Annotated in this window: 19 protein-coding genes; 9 read left to right on the top strand and 10 right to left on the bottom strand. The window is 70.2% G+C overall.

Translation table 11 applies throughout. From position 1 onward, the window contains the following. Nucleotides 1-162 precede the first annotated feature (162 nt). Nucleotides 163-753 (top strand): N-acetylmuramoyl-L-alanine amidase, encoded by a 591-nt coding sequence (locus ACIBAG_RS24880; protein WP_399107683.1) that lies wholly within the window; start codon nt 163-165, stop codon nt 751-753. 149 nt (nt 754-902) lie between these two features. Beyond that, complete coding sequence (locus tag ACIBAG_RS24875) at nt 903-1,817, top strand: 1-aminocyclopropane-1-carboxylate deaminase/D-cysteine desulfhydrase (RefSeq protein WP_399107682.1); 915 nt, start codon at nt 903-905, stop codon at nt 1,815-1,817. A gap of 7 nt (nt 1,818-1,824) precedes the next feature. Here the strand turns inward: ACIBAG_RS24875 and ACIBAG_RS24870 are convergent, their stop codons facing one another. Next, nucleotides 1,825-3,420 carry a Na+/H+ antiporter gene (locus tag ACIBAG_RS24870; protein ID WP_399107681.1) on the bottom strand — a complete coding sequence of 532 codons (1,596 nt, stop codon included), beginning with the start codon at nt 3,418-3,420 and terminating at the stop codon, nt 1,825-1,827. A gap of 151 nt (nt 3,421-3,571) precedes the next feature. Here ACIBAG_RS24870 and ACIBAG_RS24865 point away from each other — a divergent pair, with 151 nt between their 5' ends. The 3 genes from ACIBAG_RS24865 (at nt 3,572) to ACIBAG_RS24855 (ending at nt 5,699) form a co-directional block, all read left to right on the top strand. Beyond that, nucleotides 3,572-3,832, top strand: coding sequence for a UBP-type zinc finger domain-containing protein (locus ACIBAG_RS24865; protein ID WP_399107680.1), 261 nt, complete (start codon nt 3,572-3,574; stop codon nt 3,830-3,832). Between the two features lie 269 nt (nt 3,833-4,101). Then, entirely contained in the window at nt 4,102-4,515 is a 414-nt protein-coding gene (locus tag ACIBAG_RS24860; RefSeq protein WP_004925829.1) for an anti-sigma regulatory factor, read from the top strand. Between the two features lie 17 nt (nt 4,516-4,532). Further along, on the top strand, nt 4,533-5,699 hold the full coding sequence (locus ACIBAG_RS24855; RefSeq protein ID WP_399107679.1) for an RNA polymerase sigma factor SigF: 1,167 nt from the start codon (nt 4,533-4,535) through the stop codon (nt 5,697-5,699). A 61-nt stretch (nt 5,700-5,760) separates the two neighbouring features. Here ACIBAG_RS24855 and ACIBAG_RS24850 read toward each other — a convergent pair whose 3' ends face one another. Continuing rightward, nucleotides 5,761-6,219, bottom strand: coding sequence for a hypothetical protein (locus tag ACIBAG_RS24850; protein ID WP_399107678.1), 459 nt, complete (start codon nt 6,217-6,219; stop codon nt 5,761-5,763). Between the two features lie 299 nt (nt 6,220-6,518). Between ACIBAG_RS24850 and ACIBAG_RS24845 the strand changes: the two genes are divergently transcribed. Next, nucleotides 6,519-7,487, top strand: a complete 969-nt coding sequence (locus ACIBAG_RS24845) for a diacylglycerol/lipid kinase family protein (protein ID WP_399107677.1) — start codon at nt 6,519-6,521, stop codon at nt 7,485-7,487. Nucleotides 7,488-7,820: 333 nt separating this feature from the next. Further along, nucleotides 7,821-8,078: a WhiB family transcriptional regulator gene (locus ACIBAG_RS24840; RefSeq protein ID WP_003992873.1), complete on the top strand. Its 258-nt coding sequence runs from the start codon at nt 7,821-7,823 to the stop codon at nt 8,076-8,078. Nucleotides 8,079-8,643: 565 nt separating this feature from the next. On the opposite strand, the gene ACIBAG_RS24835 is transcribed toward ACIBAG_RS24840, so the two are convergent. Continuing rightward, entirely contained in the window at nt 8,644-10,110 is a 1,467-nt protein-coding gene (locus ACIBAG_RS24835) for a sensor histidine kinase (protein WP_399107742.1), read from the bottom strand. Nucleotides 10,111-10,532: 422 nt separating this feature from the next. After that, the gene (locus ACIBAG_RS24830; RefSeq protein WP_399107741.1) at nt 10,533-11,153 is read right to left on the bottom strand and encodes a TetR/AcrR family transcriptional regulator; all 621 of its coding nucleotides are present in this window, start codon (nt 11,151-11,153) and stop codon (nt 10,533-10,535) included. A gap of 319 nt (nt 11,154-11,472) precedes the next feature. On the opposite strand from ACIBAG_RS24830, the gene ACIBAG_RS24825 reads away from it, so the two are divergent. After that, entirely contained in the window at nt 11,473-12,225 is a 753-nt protein-coding gene (locus ACIBAG_RS24825; RefSeq protein ID WP_399107676.1) for an SDR family oxidoreductase, read from the top strand. A gap of 227 nt (nt 12,226-12,452) precedes the next feature. Here the strand turns inward: ACIBAG_RS24825 and ACIBAG_RS24820 are convergent, their stop codons facing one another. Further along, complete coding sequence (locus ACIBAG_RS24820; RefSeq protein ID WP_399107675.1) at nt 12,453-13,541, bottom strand: SIS domain-containing protein; 1,089 nt, start codon at nt 13,539-13,541, stop codon at nt 12,453-12,455. 718 nt (nt 13,542-14,259) lie between these two features. On the opposite strand from ACIBAG_RS24820, the gene nagB reads away from it, so the two are divergent. Further along, on the top strand, nt 14,260-15,045 hold the full coding sequence (gene nagB, locus ACIBAG_RS24815; RefSeq protein ID WP_399107674.1) for a glucosamine-6-phosphate deaminase: 786 nt from the start codon (nt 14,260-14,262) through the stop codon (nt 15,043-15,045). A 100-nt stretch (nt 15,046-15,145) separates the two neighbouring features. Here the strand turns inward: nagB and ACIBAG_RS24810 are convergent, their stop codons facing one another. From ACIBAG_RS24810 to ACIBAG_RS24790, 5 genes are all read right to left on the bottom strand, one after another. Then, on the bottom strand, nt 15,146-15,676 hold the full coding sequence (locus ACIBAG_RS24810) for a hypothetical protein (protein WP_399107673.1): 531 nt from the start codon (nt 15,674-15,676) through the stop codon (nt 15,146-15,148). Continuing rightward, entirely contained in the window at nt 15,673-15,921 is a 249-nt protein-coding gene (locus ACIBAG_RS24805) for a helix-turn-helix transcriptional regulator (RefSeq protein ID WP_031479464.1), read from the bottom strand. Before ACIBAG_RS24805 ends, ACIBAG_RS24810 begins: the two co-directional genes overlap by 4 nt. A gap of 85 nt (nt 15,922-16,006) precedes the next feature. Next, nucleotides 16,007-17,509 (bottom strand): glycoside hydrolase family 3 protein, encoded by a 1,503-nt coding sequence (locus tag ACIBAG_RS24800; RefSeq protein ID WP_399107672.1) that lies wholly within the window; start codon nt 17,507-17,509, stop codon nt 16,007-16,009. A 9-nt stretch (nt 17,510-17,518) separates the two neighbouring features. After that, nucleotides 17,519-18,349, bottom strand: coding sequence for a carbohydrate ABC transporter permease (locus ACIBAG_RS24795; protein WP_399107671.1), 831 nt, complete (start codon nt 18,347-18,349; stop codon nt 17,519-17,521). Beyond that, nucleotides 18,346-19,332 carry a carbohydrate ABC transporter permease gene (locus ACIBAG_RS24790; RefSeq protein WP_399107670.1) on the bottom strand — a complete coding sequence of 329 codons (987 nt, stop codon included), beginning with the start codon at nt 19,330-19,332 and terminating at the stop codon, nt 18,346-18,348. The genes ACIBAG_RS24795 and ACIBAG_RS24790 overlap by 4 nt, the downstream gene beginning before the upstream one ends. Nucleotides 19,333-19,354: the final 22 nt, after the last annotated feature.

Genomic DNA, 19,354 nt, shown 5'->3' with positions numbered 1-19,354 from the left:
GTTGCTCCTGGCTGTGCGCCTGGTGGTGCTTCGGGCTGACCGCCTGGCCGAAACAGCTCGCACACCGTGCGATTCGAGGAGTCCCGTCCGGTCCTTTTCGGTAAAGCACGGGTACGGGGCGGCCGCGTAAGGCGGCCGACGCACGGTGTGAAGGAGGCGGTCATGGCCTCACCCATGTCCGCGAGCAGATTCCTGGAGAGACTACGGGCCGAGGGCGCCACGGTCGTCGAGGTCGGCGACTGGGAGCACCACAACCGCAACCACGTGGGCCCTTGGGGCCCGGTCCACGGCGTGATGATCCACCACACGGTGACCAAGGGCAGCGAGCACACGGTGGAGCTCTGCCGCAAGGGTTACGAGGGACTGCCGGGGCCGCTGTGCCACGGCGTGATCACCAAGGACGGCCGCGTCCATCTGGTCGGCTACGGCCGGGCCAACCATGCCGGGCTCGGTGACGACGACGTCCTGCGCGCGGTCATCGCGGAGAAGGCGCTGCCGCCGGACAACGAGGCGAACACCGACGGCAATCGGCACTTCTACGGCTTCGAGTGCGAGAACCTGGGGGACGGCAAGGATCCTTGGCCACAGCCGCAGTTGGAGGCGATCGAACGGGTCTCGGCGGCGATCTGCCGGCATCACGGGTGGACGGAGCGGTCGGTGATCGGACACCTGGAGTGGCAGCCGGGGAAGGTGGATCCGCGGGGGTTCACCATGGCGTGGATGCGTGAGCGGATTCGGGAGCGGCTGAAGTAGCCTCCGGTGCTTGGGCCGGGGGTGCCCGCGGCGGCCTGTTGCTGTCCGGTGGGCGTGCGCGCAGCGCCACCGATTGTGTTGTGGGTTCGGGCCGGGCCGGGGGGGGGTACACGCCGTCCGCTGTGGCGGCGTCGGGCGACAATGGGCGTGTGACCAGCCCCGAACCCGTGCCCGATCTCGCCGCGCTCCGGCCGCGGCTCCCCTCGCCCTTGCAGGAGGTGGTCGACGAGCGGTTCGGGCGTCGTGGGGTGCGGCTGTTCCTCAAGCGTGATGACCTCATTCACCCTGAGCTCATCGGCAACAAGTGGCGCAAGCTCGCGCCGAATCTGTCGGCGGCCGCCGGGCGCACCGTGGTCACCTTCGGCGGGGCCTACTCCAATCACCTGCGCGCCACCGCCGCCGCGGGACGTCTTATCGGGCTGTCCACGGTCGGTGTGGTACGTGGCGAGGAACTCGCCGACCGGGAGCTCAATCCGTCGCTGGCGCGGTGCGCGGCCGACGGTATGCGCCTGCGGTTCGTCGACAGGTCGACGTATCGGCGCAAGTCCGAGCCGGATGTCCTGTGGGGCATTCTGCGCGGCATCGGCGCCGAGGACGCTCATGTCGTGCCCGAAGGCGGCAGCAACGCCCTTGCCGTACGGGGGTGCCGGGCGCTCGGTGAGGAGTTGCGCGGACGGGCCGATGTGGTCGCGGTCGCCTGCGGTACGGGCGGGACGCTGGCGGGGCTCGCCGCCGGGCTCGGTCCCGGTCAGCGGGCCTTGGGCGTGCCCGTCCTCAAGGGCGGCTTCCTGGGCGATGACGTGCGGGGCTTGCAGGCCTCGGCGTTCGGGGGACCTCGGGGTGAGTGGTGGCTGGACGAGCGGTTCCACTTCGGGGGGTACGCCCGTACGACCCCCGCACTGGACTCCTTCGCCGCGGACTTCGAGGAGCGGCACGGGGTGGCCGTCGAGCGTCTCTATGTCGCCAAGTTGTTGTACGGCCTTGTCGCCCTCGCCGAGGAGGGTGCCTTCCCGCGCGGGACGGTGATCGCGGCGGTCGTCACCGGAGCCCCGATGGAGGGATGACCAGGGCTCACTGGGCCTCCCGATAGGCAGCCGCCTCCTCCAGGTCGAGTCTGCGCAGCAGGGTTCGCAGCATCTCGTCGTCGATATAGCGACCGTCCCGCAGCTTCACGAACACCGCGCGCTCGGCGCCGATCACCTCGCGGGACAGGCGGCGGTAGGTGTCGTCGACGGACTCGCCGGTGATGGGATTGGCCTGGCCCAGGCGTTCCCAGACGGAGTTGCGGCGGCGTTCCAGGACCGCTCGCAGGCGGGCGGCGAGGGGATCGGGCAGGGCGTTGCGTTCGTCGGAGAGGAGCTCCTCGAGGCGTCGTTCGGCCGCGCGGGAGGCCTGTGCCTGGGCGTTCGCCTCGGCGAGGGTCTCGGCCTGCGGGTCGCGGGTGGGGAGTTTGAGCATGCGGATCAGCGGCGGCAGCGTCACACCCTGGACGACCAGGGTGCCGATGACCGTCGTGAAGGTCAGGAAGAGGATGAGGTTGCGCTCGGGGAACGGCTCGCCGCCGTGCACCGTGAGCGGGATCGAGAACGCGATGGCCAGCGACACCACGCCCCGCATGCCGGCCCAGGAGATGATGAACGGACCCTTCCAGGTCAGATCACCCTCGCGCTCGCGGATCCGTGCCGACAGTTTGTGCGGCAGGAAGGTCGCCGGGTACACCCACACGAACCGCGAGACCACGACCACGGCGAACACCACGAACGCGTACCCGGCGGCGCGGCTGCCCTCGTACTCGCCCAGGCCCTTGAGGACCACCGGCAGTTGCAGTCCGATCAGCGCGAACACCGACGACTCCAGCACGAACGCGACCATCCGCCACACCGCCTCCTCCTGGAGCCGGGTGGCGAAGTCGACCTCCCACGCGCGGTGTCCGAGGAACAGCGCGACGACCACGACGGCCAGCACGCCGGAGGCGTGCACCTGCTCGGCGGCGGCGTAGGCGACGAACGGGATCAGCAGGGAGAGCGTGTTCTGCAGCAGCGCTTCCTTGAGGTGCGTGCGCAGCCAGTGGATCGGCACCATCAGCACCAGCCCCACACCGACGCCGCCGACCGCCGCGAGCAGGAACTCGCCGATACCGCCGGCCCAGGTGGCGCCCTCACCGACGGCGGCCGCGAGTGCGACCCGGTAGGCGGTGATCGCGGTGGCGTCGTTCACCAGGGACTCGCCCTGCAGGATCGTGGTGACCCGGGACGGCAGGCCCACGCGGCGTGCCACCGCCGTCGCCGCGACGGCGTCCGGTGGCGCGACGACCGCGCCCAGCACCAGCGCCGCGGTCAGCGGCAGTCCCGGGACGACGAGATAGGCGATCCAGCCGACCGCGAAGGTCGCGAAGAGGACGTAGCCGACCGACAGCAGCATCACGGGCCGCAGCTGAGCCCGTAGATCGAGGTAAGAGCTGTCCGTCGCCGCGGTGTGCAGCAGCGGGGGCAGCACCAGGGGAAGCACGATGTGCGGGTCGAGGGTGTACTCCGGCACGCCCGGCAGGTAGGAGACGGCCAGTCCGGCGGCGACCAGCAGCAGCGGCGCCGGCACGGGCGTCCGCCGTGCCGCAGCGGCCACGACCGCGCTCCCCGCCACCAGCAACAGCAGCGGCATCACATCCATACGCCTCGCCCACCCATCACCGCTCGCCCTGGTCCGCGCCGCCCCACCGGCGACCCGTTCATGGTCGTCGCCCGCCGTCGTACATCGCCGCCGCGGTCCGCCCTCGATTTTTCCGCGCCCTCGCACGCGTGGCCGTCGTAACCTGGCAATCATGAAACAGTGCACGCACGCCGACGCGCTGCCGCACCCGGAACCCGGCCCGCTCAGCGAGACGTGTCCCGAGTGTCTGGCGGAGGGGGCGCACCCGGTGCAGCTGCGGCTGTGCCTCACCTGCGGTCACGTCGGCTGCTGCGACTCCTCGCCGGGACGGCACGCCACGGAACACCACAAGGAGTCCGGGCATCCGGTCATGCGGACGTTCGAGCCCGGCGAGGCCTGGCGCTGGTGCTTCGTGGACCACGTACTCGTGTGACGGGGACGTACGCTGGACGACCGGGGATCCGGACGGTTCGACCGTCTGACGCCTGGGTACGTCAAACCGGCGCGCGCTCTTCCCAATTGGGCCCGCAGACCCCTAGCCACGGAGCGTATCCGTGTGTTTACTATGAGTGACAGCAAGGGGTTGGGGTCCTGGGGACAGGAAACTTCGGAGCGCGATAGCGTCACCGCTGAACCACACATCGCGTTACCCCGGGGGGCGACCCTCGGCCCCGAGAAGCTTGTACCACCTTGGAGGTGAGGGTGTCCCAGATCGCAGGCGAGCCCGCGACCCAGGACTTCGTGGAAGTCCGGCTGCCGGCTGCGGGTGCCTACCTGTCGGTGCTGCGTACGGCGACTGCCGGCCTCGCCGCCCGTTTGGACTTCACCCTCGACGAGATCGAGGACCTGCGCATCGCGGTCGACGAGGCCTGCGCGATCCTGCTCCAGCAGGCCGTGCCCGGCTCGGTGCTCAGCTGTGTCTTCCGGCTGGTCGACGACTCGCTCGAAGTCACCGTCTCGGCCCCGACCACGGACGGCCACGCTCCCTCCAGGGACACCTTCGCCTGGACCGTCCTGTCCGCCCTCGCGGGCAAGGTCTCCTCCGCCGTGGACGAGGACAAAACCGTTTCGATCAGCCTCTACAAACAGCGCGGCGCGGGACCCGGGCCGGCGTGAGGAACGGGGACGGGCCGGTGCGGGACGAAGAGCGCGGCACACGGGAGCTGCCGGAGAGCACTCCCCCCTGCTCGGACGGAGCCGGGAGCCTGGGGGCGGGCCCGAGCGGTCCGAGCGGCTCCCGACGCATGGCGGACGGCATCGACGGCATCCCCGAGCAGGCTCGGCCGCACCCGGAGGACGACTCCGCGGAGGCCGGCCCCCTGGCCGAGGGACGGGATGACGAAGCTGCGGTGCAGGGCGCGCCTCTGGGCGGGCGTATCGGGGTCTCCCCTGTCCATGGGGGTCCCCCTGCTCGAGCGAAGCCGAGAGTGGGGGCGGAGGCGAGGGCTCGGGAGAGGGCGACGGGCAGGACGATGAGCGAGCACGAGCGATACGCCGAGGACGAGGCGATGGGCGCGCACAGCGCGCAGGCCACGCAGCACGACCCTCAGGACCGCAGCGGGGCGCGCGCCATGTTCGTCGAGCTGCGCAAGCTGCAGGACGGCAGCCCGGAGTACGCGGAGCTGCGCAACCAGCTGGTCCGTATGCACCTGCCGCTCGTCGAGCACCTCGCACGCCGCTTCCGCAACCGCGGCGAGCCGCTCGACGACCTCACCCAGGTCGCCACCATCGGCCTGATCAAGTCGGTCGACAGGTTCGACCCGGACCGCGGCGTCGAGTTCTCGACCTACGCGACCCCGACGGTCGTCGGCGAGATCAAGCGGCACTTCCGCGACAAGGGCTGGGCGGTCCGGGTACCGCGGCGCCTGCAGGAGCTGCGCCTCGCCCTGACGACGGCCACGGCCGAGCTGTCCCAGCAGCACGGCCGCTCCCCCACCGTCCACGAACTCGCCGAGAAGCTGTCGATCTCGGAGGAGGAGGTCCTGGAGGGCCTGGAGTCCGCCAACGCGTACTCCACGCTGTCCCTGGACGTCCCCGACACGGACGACGAGTCGCCGGCGGTCGCCGACACCCTCGGCGCGGAGGACGAGGCGCTGGAGGGCGTCGAGTACCGCGAGTCCCTGAAGCCGCTGCTCGAGGACCTTCCGCCGCGCGAGAAGCGGATCCTGTTGCTGCGATTCTTCGGCAACATGACCCAGTCGCAGATCGCGCAGGAGGTCGGCATCTCCCAGATGCACGTCTCCCGGCTGCTGGCCCGCACGCTGGCCCAGCTGCGGGAGAAGCTGCTGGTGGAGGAGTGACGGTCGGGTCTGGGGATTGAGTCCCAGGCCCGAGCTGTGACGGCTTCTCCGGAACCGGTCACTACTTCTGCTTCTGTGCCTGATCCTGTGCGCGGCCGGGCCCCCGGATCCCGAGGGCCTCGGTCGTCGCCGGGTTGATCAGCAGCACGAGCGTGGTCACCGCGACCACCGCGATCGCGATCCCCGCCGGGATGGCGATGCTGTCGGCCTGCAGCAGGCTGTAGGCCACCGGCAGCGCCATGATCTGCGTGATGACGGACGGCCCCCGGCTCCAGCTGCGCTGAGCGAAGAGCCCCCGAGCCGCGAGCAAGGGCAACAGGGCGAGCGCGACGAGCGTGACCCCGAGCGTGACGGCCTGCTGCCGGTCATCCGGATCACCGGCGATCCCCAGCACCAGCACCCACAGCCCGCCGACGGCAAGCCCGAGCCCTTCGAGCGCGGTGAGCACCGCCGCATACGTCAGCCGCCGCGGACGCGGACCGGCGGTCTCGGGGGTGGCGGGGTTCTGCTCCTTGGTCACCCCAGAAGGGTAGCCCTCCGGGATATCGCCCTCGGAAGGGCTTCACCGTCCAACGCCGGGCCCGCTGTTTTCAGCCGGTCCGGCGATTGAGGGCGAGGCCCTTCAAGGGCCGAAGCGGGGGCCTGGGGGCGGCAGCCCCCAGGCGACGGCAACCCCAACGCCGGGCGCCAGGAAAACCGGCGGCCCGAGAACCCCGGTCCAGCGACGCAGTCACCCCGTGTCGAGGCTCACGCCCGATCTCTTACTGGATCCCAACCTCGACCTGTGCCCGGTACCCCCCAGTAGGTACGCTGCCAGTCATGCGTGCACTTCTCGTGGTCAATCCGGCAGCAACCACCACAAGCGCACGTACGCGCGATGTCCTGATCCATGCGCTGGCCAGCGAGATGAAACTCGAGGCGGTCACCACCGAGTACCGCGGTCACGCCCGCGACCTCGGCCGGCAGGCGGCCGAGAGCGACGACGTCGACCTGGTGGTCGCCCTCGGCGGCGACGGCACGGTCAACGAGGTCGTCAACGGACTGCTGCACAACGGCCCCGACCCGGACCACCTCCCCGGCCTCGCCGTGGTCCCCGGCGGCTCCACCAACGTCTTCACGCGTGCCCTCGGTCTGCCCAACGACGCCGTGGAGGCGACCGGCGCCCTGCTCGACGCCCTGCGCGAGGGCAGCGAGCGCACGGTCGGCCTGGGGCTCACCACCGGCACCCCGGGCACGGACGACGAGGCCGTACCCGGACGCTGGTTCACCTTCAACGCGGGCCTCGGCTTCGACGCCGGCGTGGTCGGACGCGTCGAGCAGCAGCGCGAGCGCGGCAGAAAATCCACACACGCTCTTTACGTCCGCCAGGCCCTGCGCCAGTTCTTCGGCGAGGCGCACCGCCGCCACGGGACGATCACCCTGGAGCGCCCGGACGCGGAGCCGGTGACCGATCTGGTCCTCTCCATAGTCTCGAACACGTCCCCCTGGACCTTCTTGGGCAATCACCCGATGTACGCGTCACCTAAGGCCTCGTTCGATAAGGGCCTCGACGTACTCGGTCTCAGCCGTATGACGACCGCCGCGGTTGCCCGATATGGCACCCAGTTGCTCACTTCGTCCCCCGAGCGCGGCCCCCATGGCAAGCACGCTGTCTCCCTGCACGACCTTGACCAGTTCACCTTGCATTCGAAGGTCCCGTTGCCCCTTCAGATGGACGGCGACCACCTCGGGCTGCGCACGAGCGTGACGTTCACAGGCGTACGCCGTGCACTGCGTGTGATTGTGTGAGCGGAATAGGCCAAAGTCCTTTCACTCGAACGTTTAGGCCAGGATCCACCCCATGGAAGTACGGCTGTGACCTAGTCGACACCGAGGAATCAAAAAAAACTTTCCGGAAGGGGTTGTATCCGTCGCTGAGGTTTGCGAGTCTCTACGTGGCGATCGGGACGGCCCGCAAGACCGGCCTCCACTGATCACCGGAACCCCTCTTCACATCACAGGACCCACGCCGGGGAACTGGCGGTCGGCCCTTCACTTGTTGAGGGATTCGTGAAAGCGTTCACATTCACAAGCACCCCTGCACGTGACTACGTACAGGAGAACCAAGGAGAGGTAGCAGCCATGGACTGGCGTCACAACGCCGTTTGCCGCGAGGAAGACCCCGAGCTCTTCTTCCCCATCGGCAACACCGGTCCTGCGCTGCTGCAGATCGAGGAAGCCAAGGCCGTCTGCCGTCGCTGCCCGGTTATCGAGCAGTGCCTGCAGTGGGCGCTCGAGTCCGGTCAGGACTCCGGCGTCTGGGGTGGTCTCAGCGAGGACGAGCGCCGCGCCATGAAGCGCCGCGCCGCCCGCAACCGGGCCCGTCAGGCCTCCGCCTGACAACACCCGCCCCGCAAACAGCCTGAGCTTGGCGGCGCGTACAGCGAGTACGCATCTCCCGCCCCCGAGCCGCAGCGCGCAGTACCCCCGATGCGCAGCGAATGCTGGCAACGAGCATGTTGAGCCCCAGCCCCCTGAACGGGCTGGGGCTCTTTGCTGTCCAGGGGGCGGGCCGGCTGTTCAGGGCCTGCAGGCTCTTCAGGGCCGGCGGCTGTTCAGGGCCGGCGGCTGTCCAGCACTTCGAGGGCGCGACCTGCATGACGGGCATCCATCCGTCGGGGGCGGCGGAAGCGGGCACCGCCCGCCCCACTCCCCCGCAGCGCTGGATGAGCACTTCCGCGATGAACGCCGCGAGTTGGGCGTGCAGCCATGCCCGGTCGTCCGCCTCGAACTCCCGCCAGGGAATCCGGGACACGATGTCGTCCAGCACCGGTACGGCGGTGAGGGCGTCGCGCTCGAAGGACTCCACGTCGCCGCCCAGCCCGCCCGACCATGTCGCGGATCGCCGGGGCGGGCCTCACGCGCCCACTCCTGGATGTCCGCCTCGACGCCCATCGGCCAAGGCCTACTTGTGGGCCCGCACCGGAATGTCGAGGATCACCCGGGTCCCCCGCTCGGGCGCCGGGACCATGTCGAACGTGCCGCCCAACTCGCCCTCTACCAGGGTCCGTACGATCTGCAGGCCGAGGTTGCCCGCGGTGTGCGGGTCGAAGCCCTCGGGAAGGCCCACACCGTCGTCCTGGACCGTGACCAGGAGGCGGGCCTGCTTCGTCGTACCGCCACGGACCGCGGTGACCTCGACCGTGCCGGTCTCGCCCTCGCGGAAGCCGTGCTCCAGGGCGTTCTGGAGGATCTCGGTCAGGACCATCGACAGCGGGGTGGCGACCTCGGCGTCCAGGATGCCGAAGCGGCCGGTGCGCCGGCCGGTGACCTTGCCGGGTGAGATCTCGGCGACCATGGCCAGCACCCGGTCGGCGATCTCGTCGAACTCCACGCGCTCGTCGAGGTTCTGGGACAGCGTCTCGTGCACGATCGCGATCGAACCGACTCGGCGGACAGCCTCCTCCAGCGCCTCACGGCCACGGTCGGACTCGATGCGCCGGGCCTGGAGGCGGAGCAGGGCGGCCACGGTCTGGAGGTTGTTCTTCACCCGGTGGTGAATCTCCCGGATGGTCGCGTCCTTGGTGATCAACTCGCGTTCGCGGCGGCGCAGTTCGGTGACGTCCCGGAGCAGCACCAGCGATCCGATCCGGGTGCCCTTGGGGCTCAGCGGGATCGCCCGGAACTGGATGACGCCGTCCTCGGACTCGATCTCGAAATTGCGGGGCGCCCAGCCGCTGGCGACCTTGGCGAGCGCCTCGTCCACCGGGCCGTGCGTCGGGGCGAGTTCGGCGGTGGTTCTGCCCAGGTTGTGGCCGAGGAGGTCGGCGGCGAGGCCGAGGCGGTGGTAGGCGGACAGCGCGTTCGGGGAGGCGTACTGGACGATGCCCTCGGCGTCCAGGCGGATCAGCCCGTCACCGACACGCGGCGAGGCGTCCATGTCGACCTGCTGGTTGGCGAACGGGAAGGCGCCCGCCGCGATCATCTGCGCGAGGTCCGAGGCGCTTTGGAGGTACGTGAGCTCAAGCCGGCTCGGGGTGCGGACGGTGAGCAGGTTGGTGTTGCGGGCGATGACACCCAGGACGCGGCCGTCCCGTCGTACCGGAATCGACTCGACGCGGACCGGTACCTCCTCGCGCCACTCGGGGTCGCCCTCCCGCACGATGCGGCCCTCGTCGAGCGCGGCGTCCAGCATCGGGCGGCGGCCGCGCGGGACGAGGTGGCCGACCATGTCGTCCTGGTACGAGGTCGGGCCGGTGTTGGGCCGCATCTGCGCCACGGAGACATAGCGGGTGCCGTCGCTGGTGGGGACCCACAGGACGAGGTCGGCGAAGGAGAGGTCGGAGAGCAGCTGCCACTCCGAGACCAGCAGATGGAGCCACTCGAGGTCGGAGTCGTCGAGGGCCGTGTGCTGGCGTACGAGTTCGTTCATGGAGGGCACGTGGCCGAGCGTACCTGCCGGTACGGACATCGCTCGAAACCAGCCATCCGCGGAGGCGATCCGGGCCCGGGAACACCCGCGGGCCGCGGCGCCTGAGAGGGACCCTCAACCCTCCCGGCACCGCAGCCCGGAGCAATATCGGCCGTGGGGTGTGCGGTCCCGGTCGGCCGAAGGATGAGGAGCCGGGGCAGTCAGGGCAGAGAGCTCCGGTTCCTCGGTCCGCCTTCCTGTGCGGGGAAGACGGAAGTCGGTGCGTTCTTGTCCTACGCACTCCCTCGCATTGTGGACTAGACCACTCTCGTGTGTCCATGCGTTGGAGCCTGTTTGCTGTTGGCGCTTCTTCGCGGGGCCCGACCGGTCGGAGAACTAGTAGGACGCCCTGGTATCCACCACGCAGCCTAACCCGTGTGGGTTCATGTGCGGGGCCAGTTGGCCATGGCAATTTCCGCGAGCGCCTCCAGTTCCTCCCGGCTCGCCCCGTCGCGCGCCTGTTGTGACATGCCCTGGATCATCGCGCCGGCGTGCCGGGCGAGGGCGGCGGCATCTACGTGCGACGGGAGGGCGCCTGTGGCGATGTCCGCTTCTATACGGCTTCGAATGGCGGCGATGTTGGCGTTGCGCCGCACCCGCAGGGACTCCTCCACTTCGGGCGTCGAGCAGTTCGTCGCCGCGTGGACGACGAGGCAGCCGTGCGGGCGGGCCGGGTCGGTGTACTCCGAGGCGGCCTCGCGCAACATCCGCGCCACGGCCGCGCGGGCGGTGGACTCCTCGGCGAGGGCGCGATCGGCGAACGAGCCGTACCGCACGCCGTACACGCGGACGACCTCATCGAAGAGGGACTGCTTGTCACCGAAGGCGGCGTACAGGCTCGGGGCGCCGATGTCCATGACCCGCGTGAGGTCGGCGACGGAGGTCGCCTCGTAGCCGTGCTCCCAGAAGGCGAGAAGGGCCTTCTCCAGGGCGGTCTCACGATCGAAGGAGCGGGGGCGGCCGCGGCGCCTGGACGGCGGACGGGCCTTCGCCGGCGCCTCCACGGCTTCCCTCGCCGTCGAGTTGCCCACCGAGTCCCCGGCCTCCTCCAGCGCCTCCCTCACCTCCGTCGCCACTGCGGACCCCCCGACCTCGCGGGTCGGCGCAGCCTCCTGAGCCGGCCCGGCCTGCGGAGTCGACGCGACCTTCGCAGTCGGCCCGCCCTCGCCGGTCATCCCGCTCAGTCCGGCCTCCTCTGTCTCCTCGGTCTCCTTGCCGCTCACCATGGGGTGCATTTTATAGCGGGCGCTAGACAAACGTCCGCGGCGTGATCTACGGTCATTTTTGTAGCGACCGTTAGGGAATTGCGAAGGAGGCGCCGCGATGAGTGCGCTTGCGGGCAGGACGGCTCTGGTCACGGGGGCGAGCAGGGGGATCGGGCGAGGGATCGCCGAGCGGCTGGGCCGCGACGGCGCACGGGTCGGCGTGCACTACGGCAGTAACGAGGCGGCCGCGAAGGAGACGGTCGCCGCGATCGAGGCCGCGGGCGGCTCGGCGTTCGCGATCGGCGTCGAGCTGGGGCTGCCCGGGGACGCGGAGGCGCTGTGGGAGGAGTTCGACCGGCACGCGGACGGGGTGGACGTCCTGGTCAACAACGCGGGGATCGGCACCTCGTCCGCTCTTGAGCACATCGACGAGGAGGAATACGACAGGGTCTTCGCGGTGAACGTGAAGGCGCCCCATTTCATCGTCAAGCGCGGCCTCGGCCGACTCCGCGACGGCGGGCGGATCATCAACATCTCCTCCGGACTGGCGCGCACCGCGGTGATGCCGGACAAGATGGCGTACGCCATGACCAAGGGAGCGCTCGACGTCTTCACGCGTGACCTGTCCAAGGTGCTGGGGCCTCGCGGAATCACGGTGAACTCGGTGGCGCCGGGAATCATCGACACCGACCAGACCGCCGAGCTGCTGCACGGCACCGAGGACGGGTGGACGCAGGCCGCCGCGATATCGGCGCTCGGCCGGGTGGGCGAGACGGCCGACGTCGCCGACGTGGTGGCGTTCCTGGCGTCGGACGCGGGGCGATGGGTGACGGGGAGCTGGGTGGACGCCACGGGAGGTTCGCTGACGTAGTGCGCGTGCCCGTGAGGCACTTGGGCTCGCCCCTTCGGCGACCTGAGCTCGACCCTTGGGTCACTTGAGATCGACCCTTCGGCCACCTGAGCTCGACCCTTGGGCATTTGGGCTTGACCCTTGGGGCGCTCCGGCTCGGCGCAACCCCCTCCAGTCACGCGGGCATCGGTGCGGCCTCGGAAGGTGTGCGGGGTGAGACTCGGCGCCCGCTCTCCAGGCGCCCGGGGTCAGCGCGTCTCCGTCACCTTCGCCAGCGCCCTGGGCGCGTCCGGGTCCTGCCCCCGGGCAATGGTGACCTCGTAGGCGAGGAGCTGCAGCGGGAGGATCTCCAGGATCGGCTGGACCTCCTCGGCCACGTTCCCGGTGGGCAGGACGAAGCCGGCCGAGGCCTGTTCGACCTGGTGCCGGGGGCCGATCACGACCAGATCGGCGCCACGGCCGCGGAGGCGGTCGAGGACGGGCTGGAGAGCCTCGCCGCCCTTGCCGTCGGTGACGACCGCGATGACCGGGGAGACGTTGTCCACCATGGCCAGCGGACCGTGCAGCAGGTCGGCGCCGGAGTAGGCGAGCGCCGGGATGTAGCTGGTCTCCATCAGTTTGAGGGCGGCTTCCTTGGCCGTCGGGTAGCCGTAGCCGCGGGAGGTGATCACCATGCGTTCGGCGAAGCGGTACCGGGCGGCGAGCGCGCGGACTTCGTCCTGCCGGGCGAGCAGTTGCCCGGCGAGGTCCGGGAGCACCTGGGCGGGGGCGGTGTCGCCGCCGCGCAGGCCTTCGACGAAGAGGTACAGCGCGAGAAGGGAGGCCGTATAGGTCTTGGTCGCGGGAAGGGCGCGTTCGGGTCCGGCCATGATGTCGAGGTGGTACTCGGAGACGGCGGCCAGCGGGGAGTCGGGATTGTTGGTCACCGCGAGCGTGATCGCACCGGTGTCGCGGGCGGCCCGGGTCGAGGCCACCAGGTCCGGGGAGCCGCCGGACTGGCTGACGGTGATGACGAGGACATCGGTGAGGTCGGGGCGGGCACCGTAGGCAGTGGTGGTCGACATCGAGGTCAGGCCGCAGGGCAGACCGAGGCGGATCTCCAGGAGGTACTTGGCGTAGAGCGCGGCGTTGTCGGAGGTGCCGCGGGCGGTGAGCAGAACGAAGCGGGGTGCGCGGGCGGCGATCTCCTGAGCGACCTTGCGGATGGGGAGGGCGCCGTCGGACAGGATCCGGCGCAGCACGGTGGGCTGTTCGGCCATCTCGCGGGCCATGATCCGGCCGGGTGCGTCGTTGTGGGGGGCGTGCGGGTCGGGAGGGTACGGGATCGAGGTGGTCATGGGGCCCTTCCTGCTCTCGCGCTTGTCGTTCCGGTCTCTCGCGCTTGTCGTTCCGGTCTCTCGCGTTTGTCGTTCCGGTCTCTCGCTGCTCGTCGTGGCCGGGGTGCGCTGCCACGACCTGGCGCGCCGCCGCGGCCGGGCGCGCTGCTCGTCGGCCGGGCGCCTTGCTCGTCGTACCCGAGCGGGTCTCACGCTCGCCGCATCCGAGTCTCACGCTCGCCGCGCCTGACTCGGCTCAGCTCGCCACCCGGTCTCAGCTCGTCACCCCGGGCCCAGCTCGTCACCGCGGGCTCAGCTCGTCATCGCGGGCTCAGCTCCACAGGGCGAGCTCAGTCCTGCTCGCGGGCTCAGCTCCACAGAGCGAGCTCAGTCCTGCTCGCGGGCTCAGCTCCACAGAGCGAGCTCAGTCTGCTCGCGAGCTCAGCGCTACCTCGCGGGCTCAGCCCCACAGAGGTCAGGCTCAGCTCCTCGCGTCCACATGGCAGCCTCAGCTCCTCGTGCCGAACGGCGTGTCAGGGCGCATCGCGCCTGTCGGTGCGGATGGCCAGTCTCCATTGCACTCCCCCACGGGGAATGACGCCTGTCCGAAGGTCTCCGGAACCGTGTATGCGGCTTGAGTCCATCTGGGCCCGGGAGCCCTGCTCTGTTAGATTGGTCTAAACCACATGCCCCAATTCAGGGTGCCCTTCGAGTCCCTCTTCAGATCGGCAGGCCCAGCGTGGAAGTTGTCATCGTTCCGGACGCCAAGGCGGGTGGCGAGCTGATAGCCGAGGCCATGGCACAGCTGCTCGGGCGCAAGCCCGACGCCCTGCTCGGTGTGGCCACCGGGTCGACGCCGCTGCCCATCTACGCGGCGCTCGCGGCCAAGGTGCGCGCCGGTTCCGTGGACACCTCTCGGGCGCGGATCGCTCAGCTCGACGAGTATGTGGGGCTGCCCGCCGAGCATCCGGAGTCGTACCGGTCGGTGCTGCGGCGCGAGGTGCTGGAGCCGCTCGGGATCGGGATGGACGCGTTCATGGGGCCGGACGGTACGGCCGCGGACGTGCAGGGGGCGTGCGAGGCGTACGACGCTGCGCTGGCCGAGGCCGGGGGTGTCGATCTGCAGTTGCTCGGGATCGGGACCGACGGGCACATCGGGTTCAACGAGCCGTGCTCGTCGCTCGCGTCGCGCACGCGGATCAAGACGCTGACGGAGCAGACCCGGGTCGACAACGCGCGGTTCTTCGACGGGGACATCGAGCAGGTGCCGCATCACGTGATCACGCAGGGGATCGGCACGATCCTGGAGGCGCGGCATCTGGTGTTGCTGGCCACCGGTGAGGGCAAGGCGGACGCGGTCGCCGCGACCGTCGAGGGGCCGGTCGCGGCCGTCTGCCCGGCCTCGGCGCTGCAACTGCATCCGCACGCCACGGTCGTCGTCGACGAGGCGGCCGCGTCGAAGCTGAAGCTGGCGGACTACTTCCGGCACACGTACGCCAACAAGCCGGAGTGGCAGGGGATCTAGCCGGCGCCTCGGCTCAGGCCGGGCACGCCGGCGAACCATGCGCGGGAGGGCGCCCGCGGCGGTGGATCCCGCACCGGGCGCCCTGCTGCATGAACACGCGTCAGAGGTTGGCCGCCTCGTCGTCGGCCGGCTCGTCCTCGGCGGTCAGGCCGGCCACCCACAGCGGCATCAGCCAGTGGACCACGAGGACTGCGGCGAGGGTGGGGGCCGCGTAGGCGCGAAGGGCGTCCCCGCCGGCGGCGCCCACCGCGAGCAGGCCCACCACGGCCCCGGCCAGCAGAGCCGTCATCAGACGGTGGGCGCGGGCGAGCACCCGGCTGCGTTCGGCCAGCTGCCGCTCGTCCAGGGCGCGTTCACGCAGTTCCAGCAGGCCTCGGGTGGCGCTGTTGATCACGCCCGTCGCCACCATCCAGGGCAGGGTGAGCACCAGAGCGACGACGGCCGCCCAGGTCGGTTCCGCCCGTGAGAGGCAGAAGTGTCCGACCAGCGCCACGATGGCGACGGTGAGCACGACATGCGCGGCGACAACCGACCGCCTGCGCGCGGCCGTGGCGTGCAGCGGCCACCCCCGGCGATCGTTCATCAACCGCAGCATGCTCCGGTCGTAGCGCGTCATCCGCGTCGTCGTCATGACTGTTTCCTCCCGTAGACCTCGTCCGTGAGCGGGCGGAACGGTTCGAGGGAGAACAGCGCCTCGACCGGCAGATCGAAGAACTTCGCGATCTTCAACGCCAGGTCGAGGCTCGGGTTGTACTGCCCCCGCTCGATGTAGCCGATGGTCTGGTAGTGGGCTCCCACTGCCTCGGCCAGGCTCTGGCGCGACACCTTGCGCTCGGCGCGCACCATCGCCAACCTGTTGTGCACCTGCTCGCTCATGTATAAGAAGTACTACATTCGGGAGCAGGGCTGCAACCAGCGAACATGGCGAGCGGGGCCGCGTCCGCGTGGCACAGCGGCGTCCTCACTCCCCCGCGATGACCTCCGCCGCCGCCCGCCCGCACACGCGGGCCGCACCGTGTGTGGCGATGTGCAGGGCACCTCGCGGGGACGCCTGGGGGACGCCCATCTCGACGACGATCGTGTCGGGGCGCGACTCCAGCAGGGCGTCCAGTGCCGCGGCCATCCAGGGGTGGCGGTGTTCGTCGCGGACCACGGCGACCACGCGCCGGCCACCGGCCGATTCGAGGGCCGCTCGGCCCGCGCCGTCCCCCGTGTAGCTGCCCGTCTCCGTGCCGGGGAGCAGACGGGTCAGTTCCGCGGCCACGCCCCAAGGGGTCTCGTCGCCGACCGCGATGTTCGCGACCGGGGTGAAGGCGGCGACGTACGGCGGTTCGGTGAGGGTGCGGAAGGGCGACGTGGAGGTCAGCTTCAGGGCGCGGCGGGCGGCGACGAGCCCGATGTCCGTCCGCGTCTCGCTCTCGGCCGCCGGGGCCGCCGCCGTCCAGCGGGCCAGTTCGCGGACCCGCTCCGCCGCCTCAGCCAGCCGCGCCTCGGGGAGTTCACCCGAGCGGACCGCCGTGACCAGGGCGTCTCGCAGGCGCCGTACCGTCTCGTCGTCCGCCAGCCCGCCACCCACGCAGATGGCGTCGGCGCCGGCCGCGATGGCGAGGACGCTGCCGCGTTCGATGCCGTAGGTGGCGGCGATGGCCTGCATCTCCATGCCGTCGGTGACGATCAGGCCGGTGTAGCCGAGGTCGCCGCGCAGGAGGTCGGCCAGGACCGGGCGGGAGAGGGTCGCCGGGTGGTCGGGGTCCAGGGCGGGGACGAGGATGTGCGCGCTCATCACCGCCCGGGTGCCGGCGGCGATCGCGGCACGGAACGGGGCGAGCTCGCGGTCGGACAGGGTCGAGGCGTCCGCGTCGATGCGGGGCATGGCGTGGTGGGAGTCGACCGCCGTGTCGCCGTGGCCCGGGAAGTGCTTCGTGCAGGCGGCCACGCCCGCCGACTGCAGGCCGGTGACGTAGGCCGCGGTGTGGCGGGCGACCAGGGCGGGGTCGGCGCCGAAGGAGCGTACGCCGATCACGGGGTTGGACGGGTTGGAGTTCACGTCGGCCGACGGCGCCCAGTTGAGATTCACCCCGCAGGCGGCCAGGCGGCGCCCGAGCTCGGCGGCCACGTCCCGCGTCAGCTCCACGTCGTCCACCGCGCCCAGGGCGTGGTTGCCGGGGAAGCCGGAGCCGGTGCGCACCTCCAGCCTCGTCACATCACCTCCCTCCTCGTCGATCGCGACCAGCACGTCGTCGCGCTCGGCGCGCAACTGGGCGGTCAGCGCGGCCAGTTGCTCGGGCGAGGCGATGTTGCGGCCGAACAGGCCGACGGAGGCCAGGCCCTCGCCGAGCCGGCGCAGCAGCCAGTCGGGGGCGGTGGTGCCGGTGAAGCCGGGCTGCAGGACGGTCAGGGCATCGCGCGTCAGACCATCTTTTTCCGAATTGGATGCAGAGGTGCCGCTGGCGAATGTCGTCATCGGGTGGCGTTATCCCTTCACGGCGCCGGCCGTCAGGCCGCTGACAGCCCTGCGCTGCAGGAAGACGAAGAGGAGCAGGATCGGGACGGCGAAGAGGGACGACGCCGCCATCGTGGCGCCCCAGTCGTTGCCGAAGGCGGTCTGGAAGCTGGACAGCCACAGTGGCAGGGTCTGCGCCTCGGCCTCCTTGTTCAGCACCAGGACCAGCGGCAGTTCATTCCATGCGGTGATGAACCCGAACAGGGACGTGGACATCAGGCCCGGCGCCAGCAGCGGCAGGATGACCTTGCGGAAGGCCTGGGCGCGGGTGCAGCCGTCGACCATCGCGGCCTCCTCCAGGTCCCGGGGCACCGCCGCGACGAAGCCGCGCAGGGTCAGGATGGTGAAGGGCAGGATCATCATCATGTAGAAGACCGTCAGCGGCACGAGGCTGTTCAGCATCGAGGCGTCCCGCACGATCATGTACATCGCGATGATCATGACTTCCCAGGGCGCCATCTGGGCCATCATGAAGCCGATGACGAAGCCGCGCCGTCCCTTGAACCGCATCCGCGCGAGGGCGAAGGAGCCGGCCAGCGCGACGACCAGGGCGAGACCGACCGCGCACAGGGTGACGATCAGCGAGTTGGTGACGTAGGTCCAGAAGTGGTCGACGCCGGTCGCCTTCTCGAAGTGCTCGAAGGTGATGTCGGTCGGGAACCACACCGGGTCCTCGGAGATGATGTCGCCGGTCGGTTTGAAGGCCGTGGCGAACATCCAGTACACGGGGAAGACGAAGCCGATGAACAGGACGACGGCCGTGACGTTGGGCCACAGGCGGCCGAAGAGCGAGCGCTTCACAGCTCGTCCTCCTCTTGCTTGAGCACGATCCTGAGGTAGTACGCGGTCAGGCCGAGCAGGATCAGGATGGTCAGGACGGCGATCGCGGCGCCCATGCCGTAGTGCTGGTTGCCGACGCCCTCGATGTAGGCGTAGACGGGCAGGATCTCGGTGAGCCGGTCGGGGCCGCCGCCGTTGATGGTGAAGACCTGCACGAACGCCTTGAAGACCCAGATGATCTCCAGGAACGTCGTGGCGTAGAGGAAGGGACGCAGGAACGGCAGCGTGACCGTGGTGAAGCTCTTCCACCCGCCCGCGCCGTCCAGCGACGCCGCCTCGTACAGCTCGGCCGGGATGGTGGTCGTGGCCGCGTAGAGGTTGATCGCGACGAACGGGATCGACATCCAGACGATCAGGACGGTGACCACGAAGAAGGTCGACAGCTGGCTGCTGGTCCAGCTGTAGTCGGCCATGGAGTGCCAGCCCAGCTTGTCCAGGACCCAGTTGACGACACCGAAGCGCTGGGCGAACAGCCACTGGTAGACGGTGGTCGCGGCGACCACGGGCATCGCCCAGGCCAGCACGAGCCCGATCAGCAGCACGACCCGCATCCGCCTGCCGAGGCGGGCGAGCAGCAGGCCGACCAGGGCGCCCAGGATCATGATCAGGACGACGTTGACCGCCGTGAACAGGATCGAGCGCAGGGTGACGCGCCAGAAGTCCTCGCCGGTGAGGACCTCCTTGTAGTTGTCGACGCCGTTCCACTCGGTGACGTGCTGGATCAGCTGCGCCATGTTGAGGTTCTGGAACGACAGCAGGACGTCCTTCAGCAGCGGCCAGCCGAGCAGCAGCACGGTGGCCGCGCAGGCCGGCAGCAGCAGGAGGTACGGGGTGAGCGCGGCGGCGCGGGACGCGGCTCGGGGCCGCGGCACGGCGGGGCCGCTCTCATCCCTCTTGGCCACGTCCACCGGGCCGGAGGGCGGCCGTTCGGTCTGCACGGTCATGCTCGCGATCTCTCTTCTCGAC

The sequence above is a fragment of the Streptomyces sp. NPDC051243 genome (genome assembly GCF_044455405.1).
GTDB lineage: Bacteria > Actinomycetota > Actinomycetes > Streptomycetales > Streptomycetaceae > Streptomyces.
Note: the sequence above shows the minus strand (reverse complement) of the source record. Positions and strands in the feature narration are given on the sequence as shown.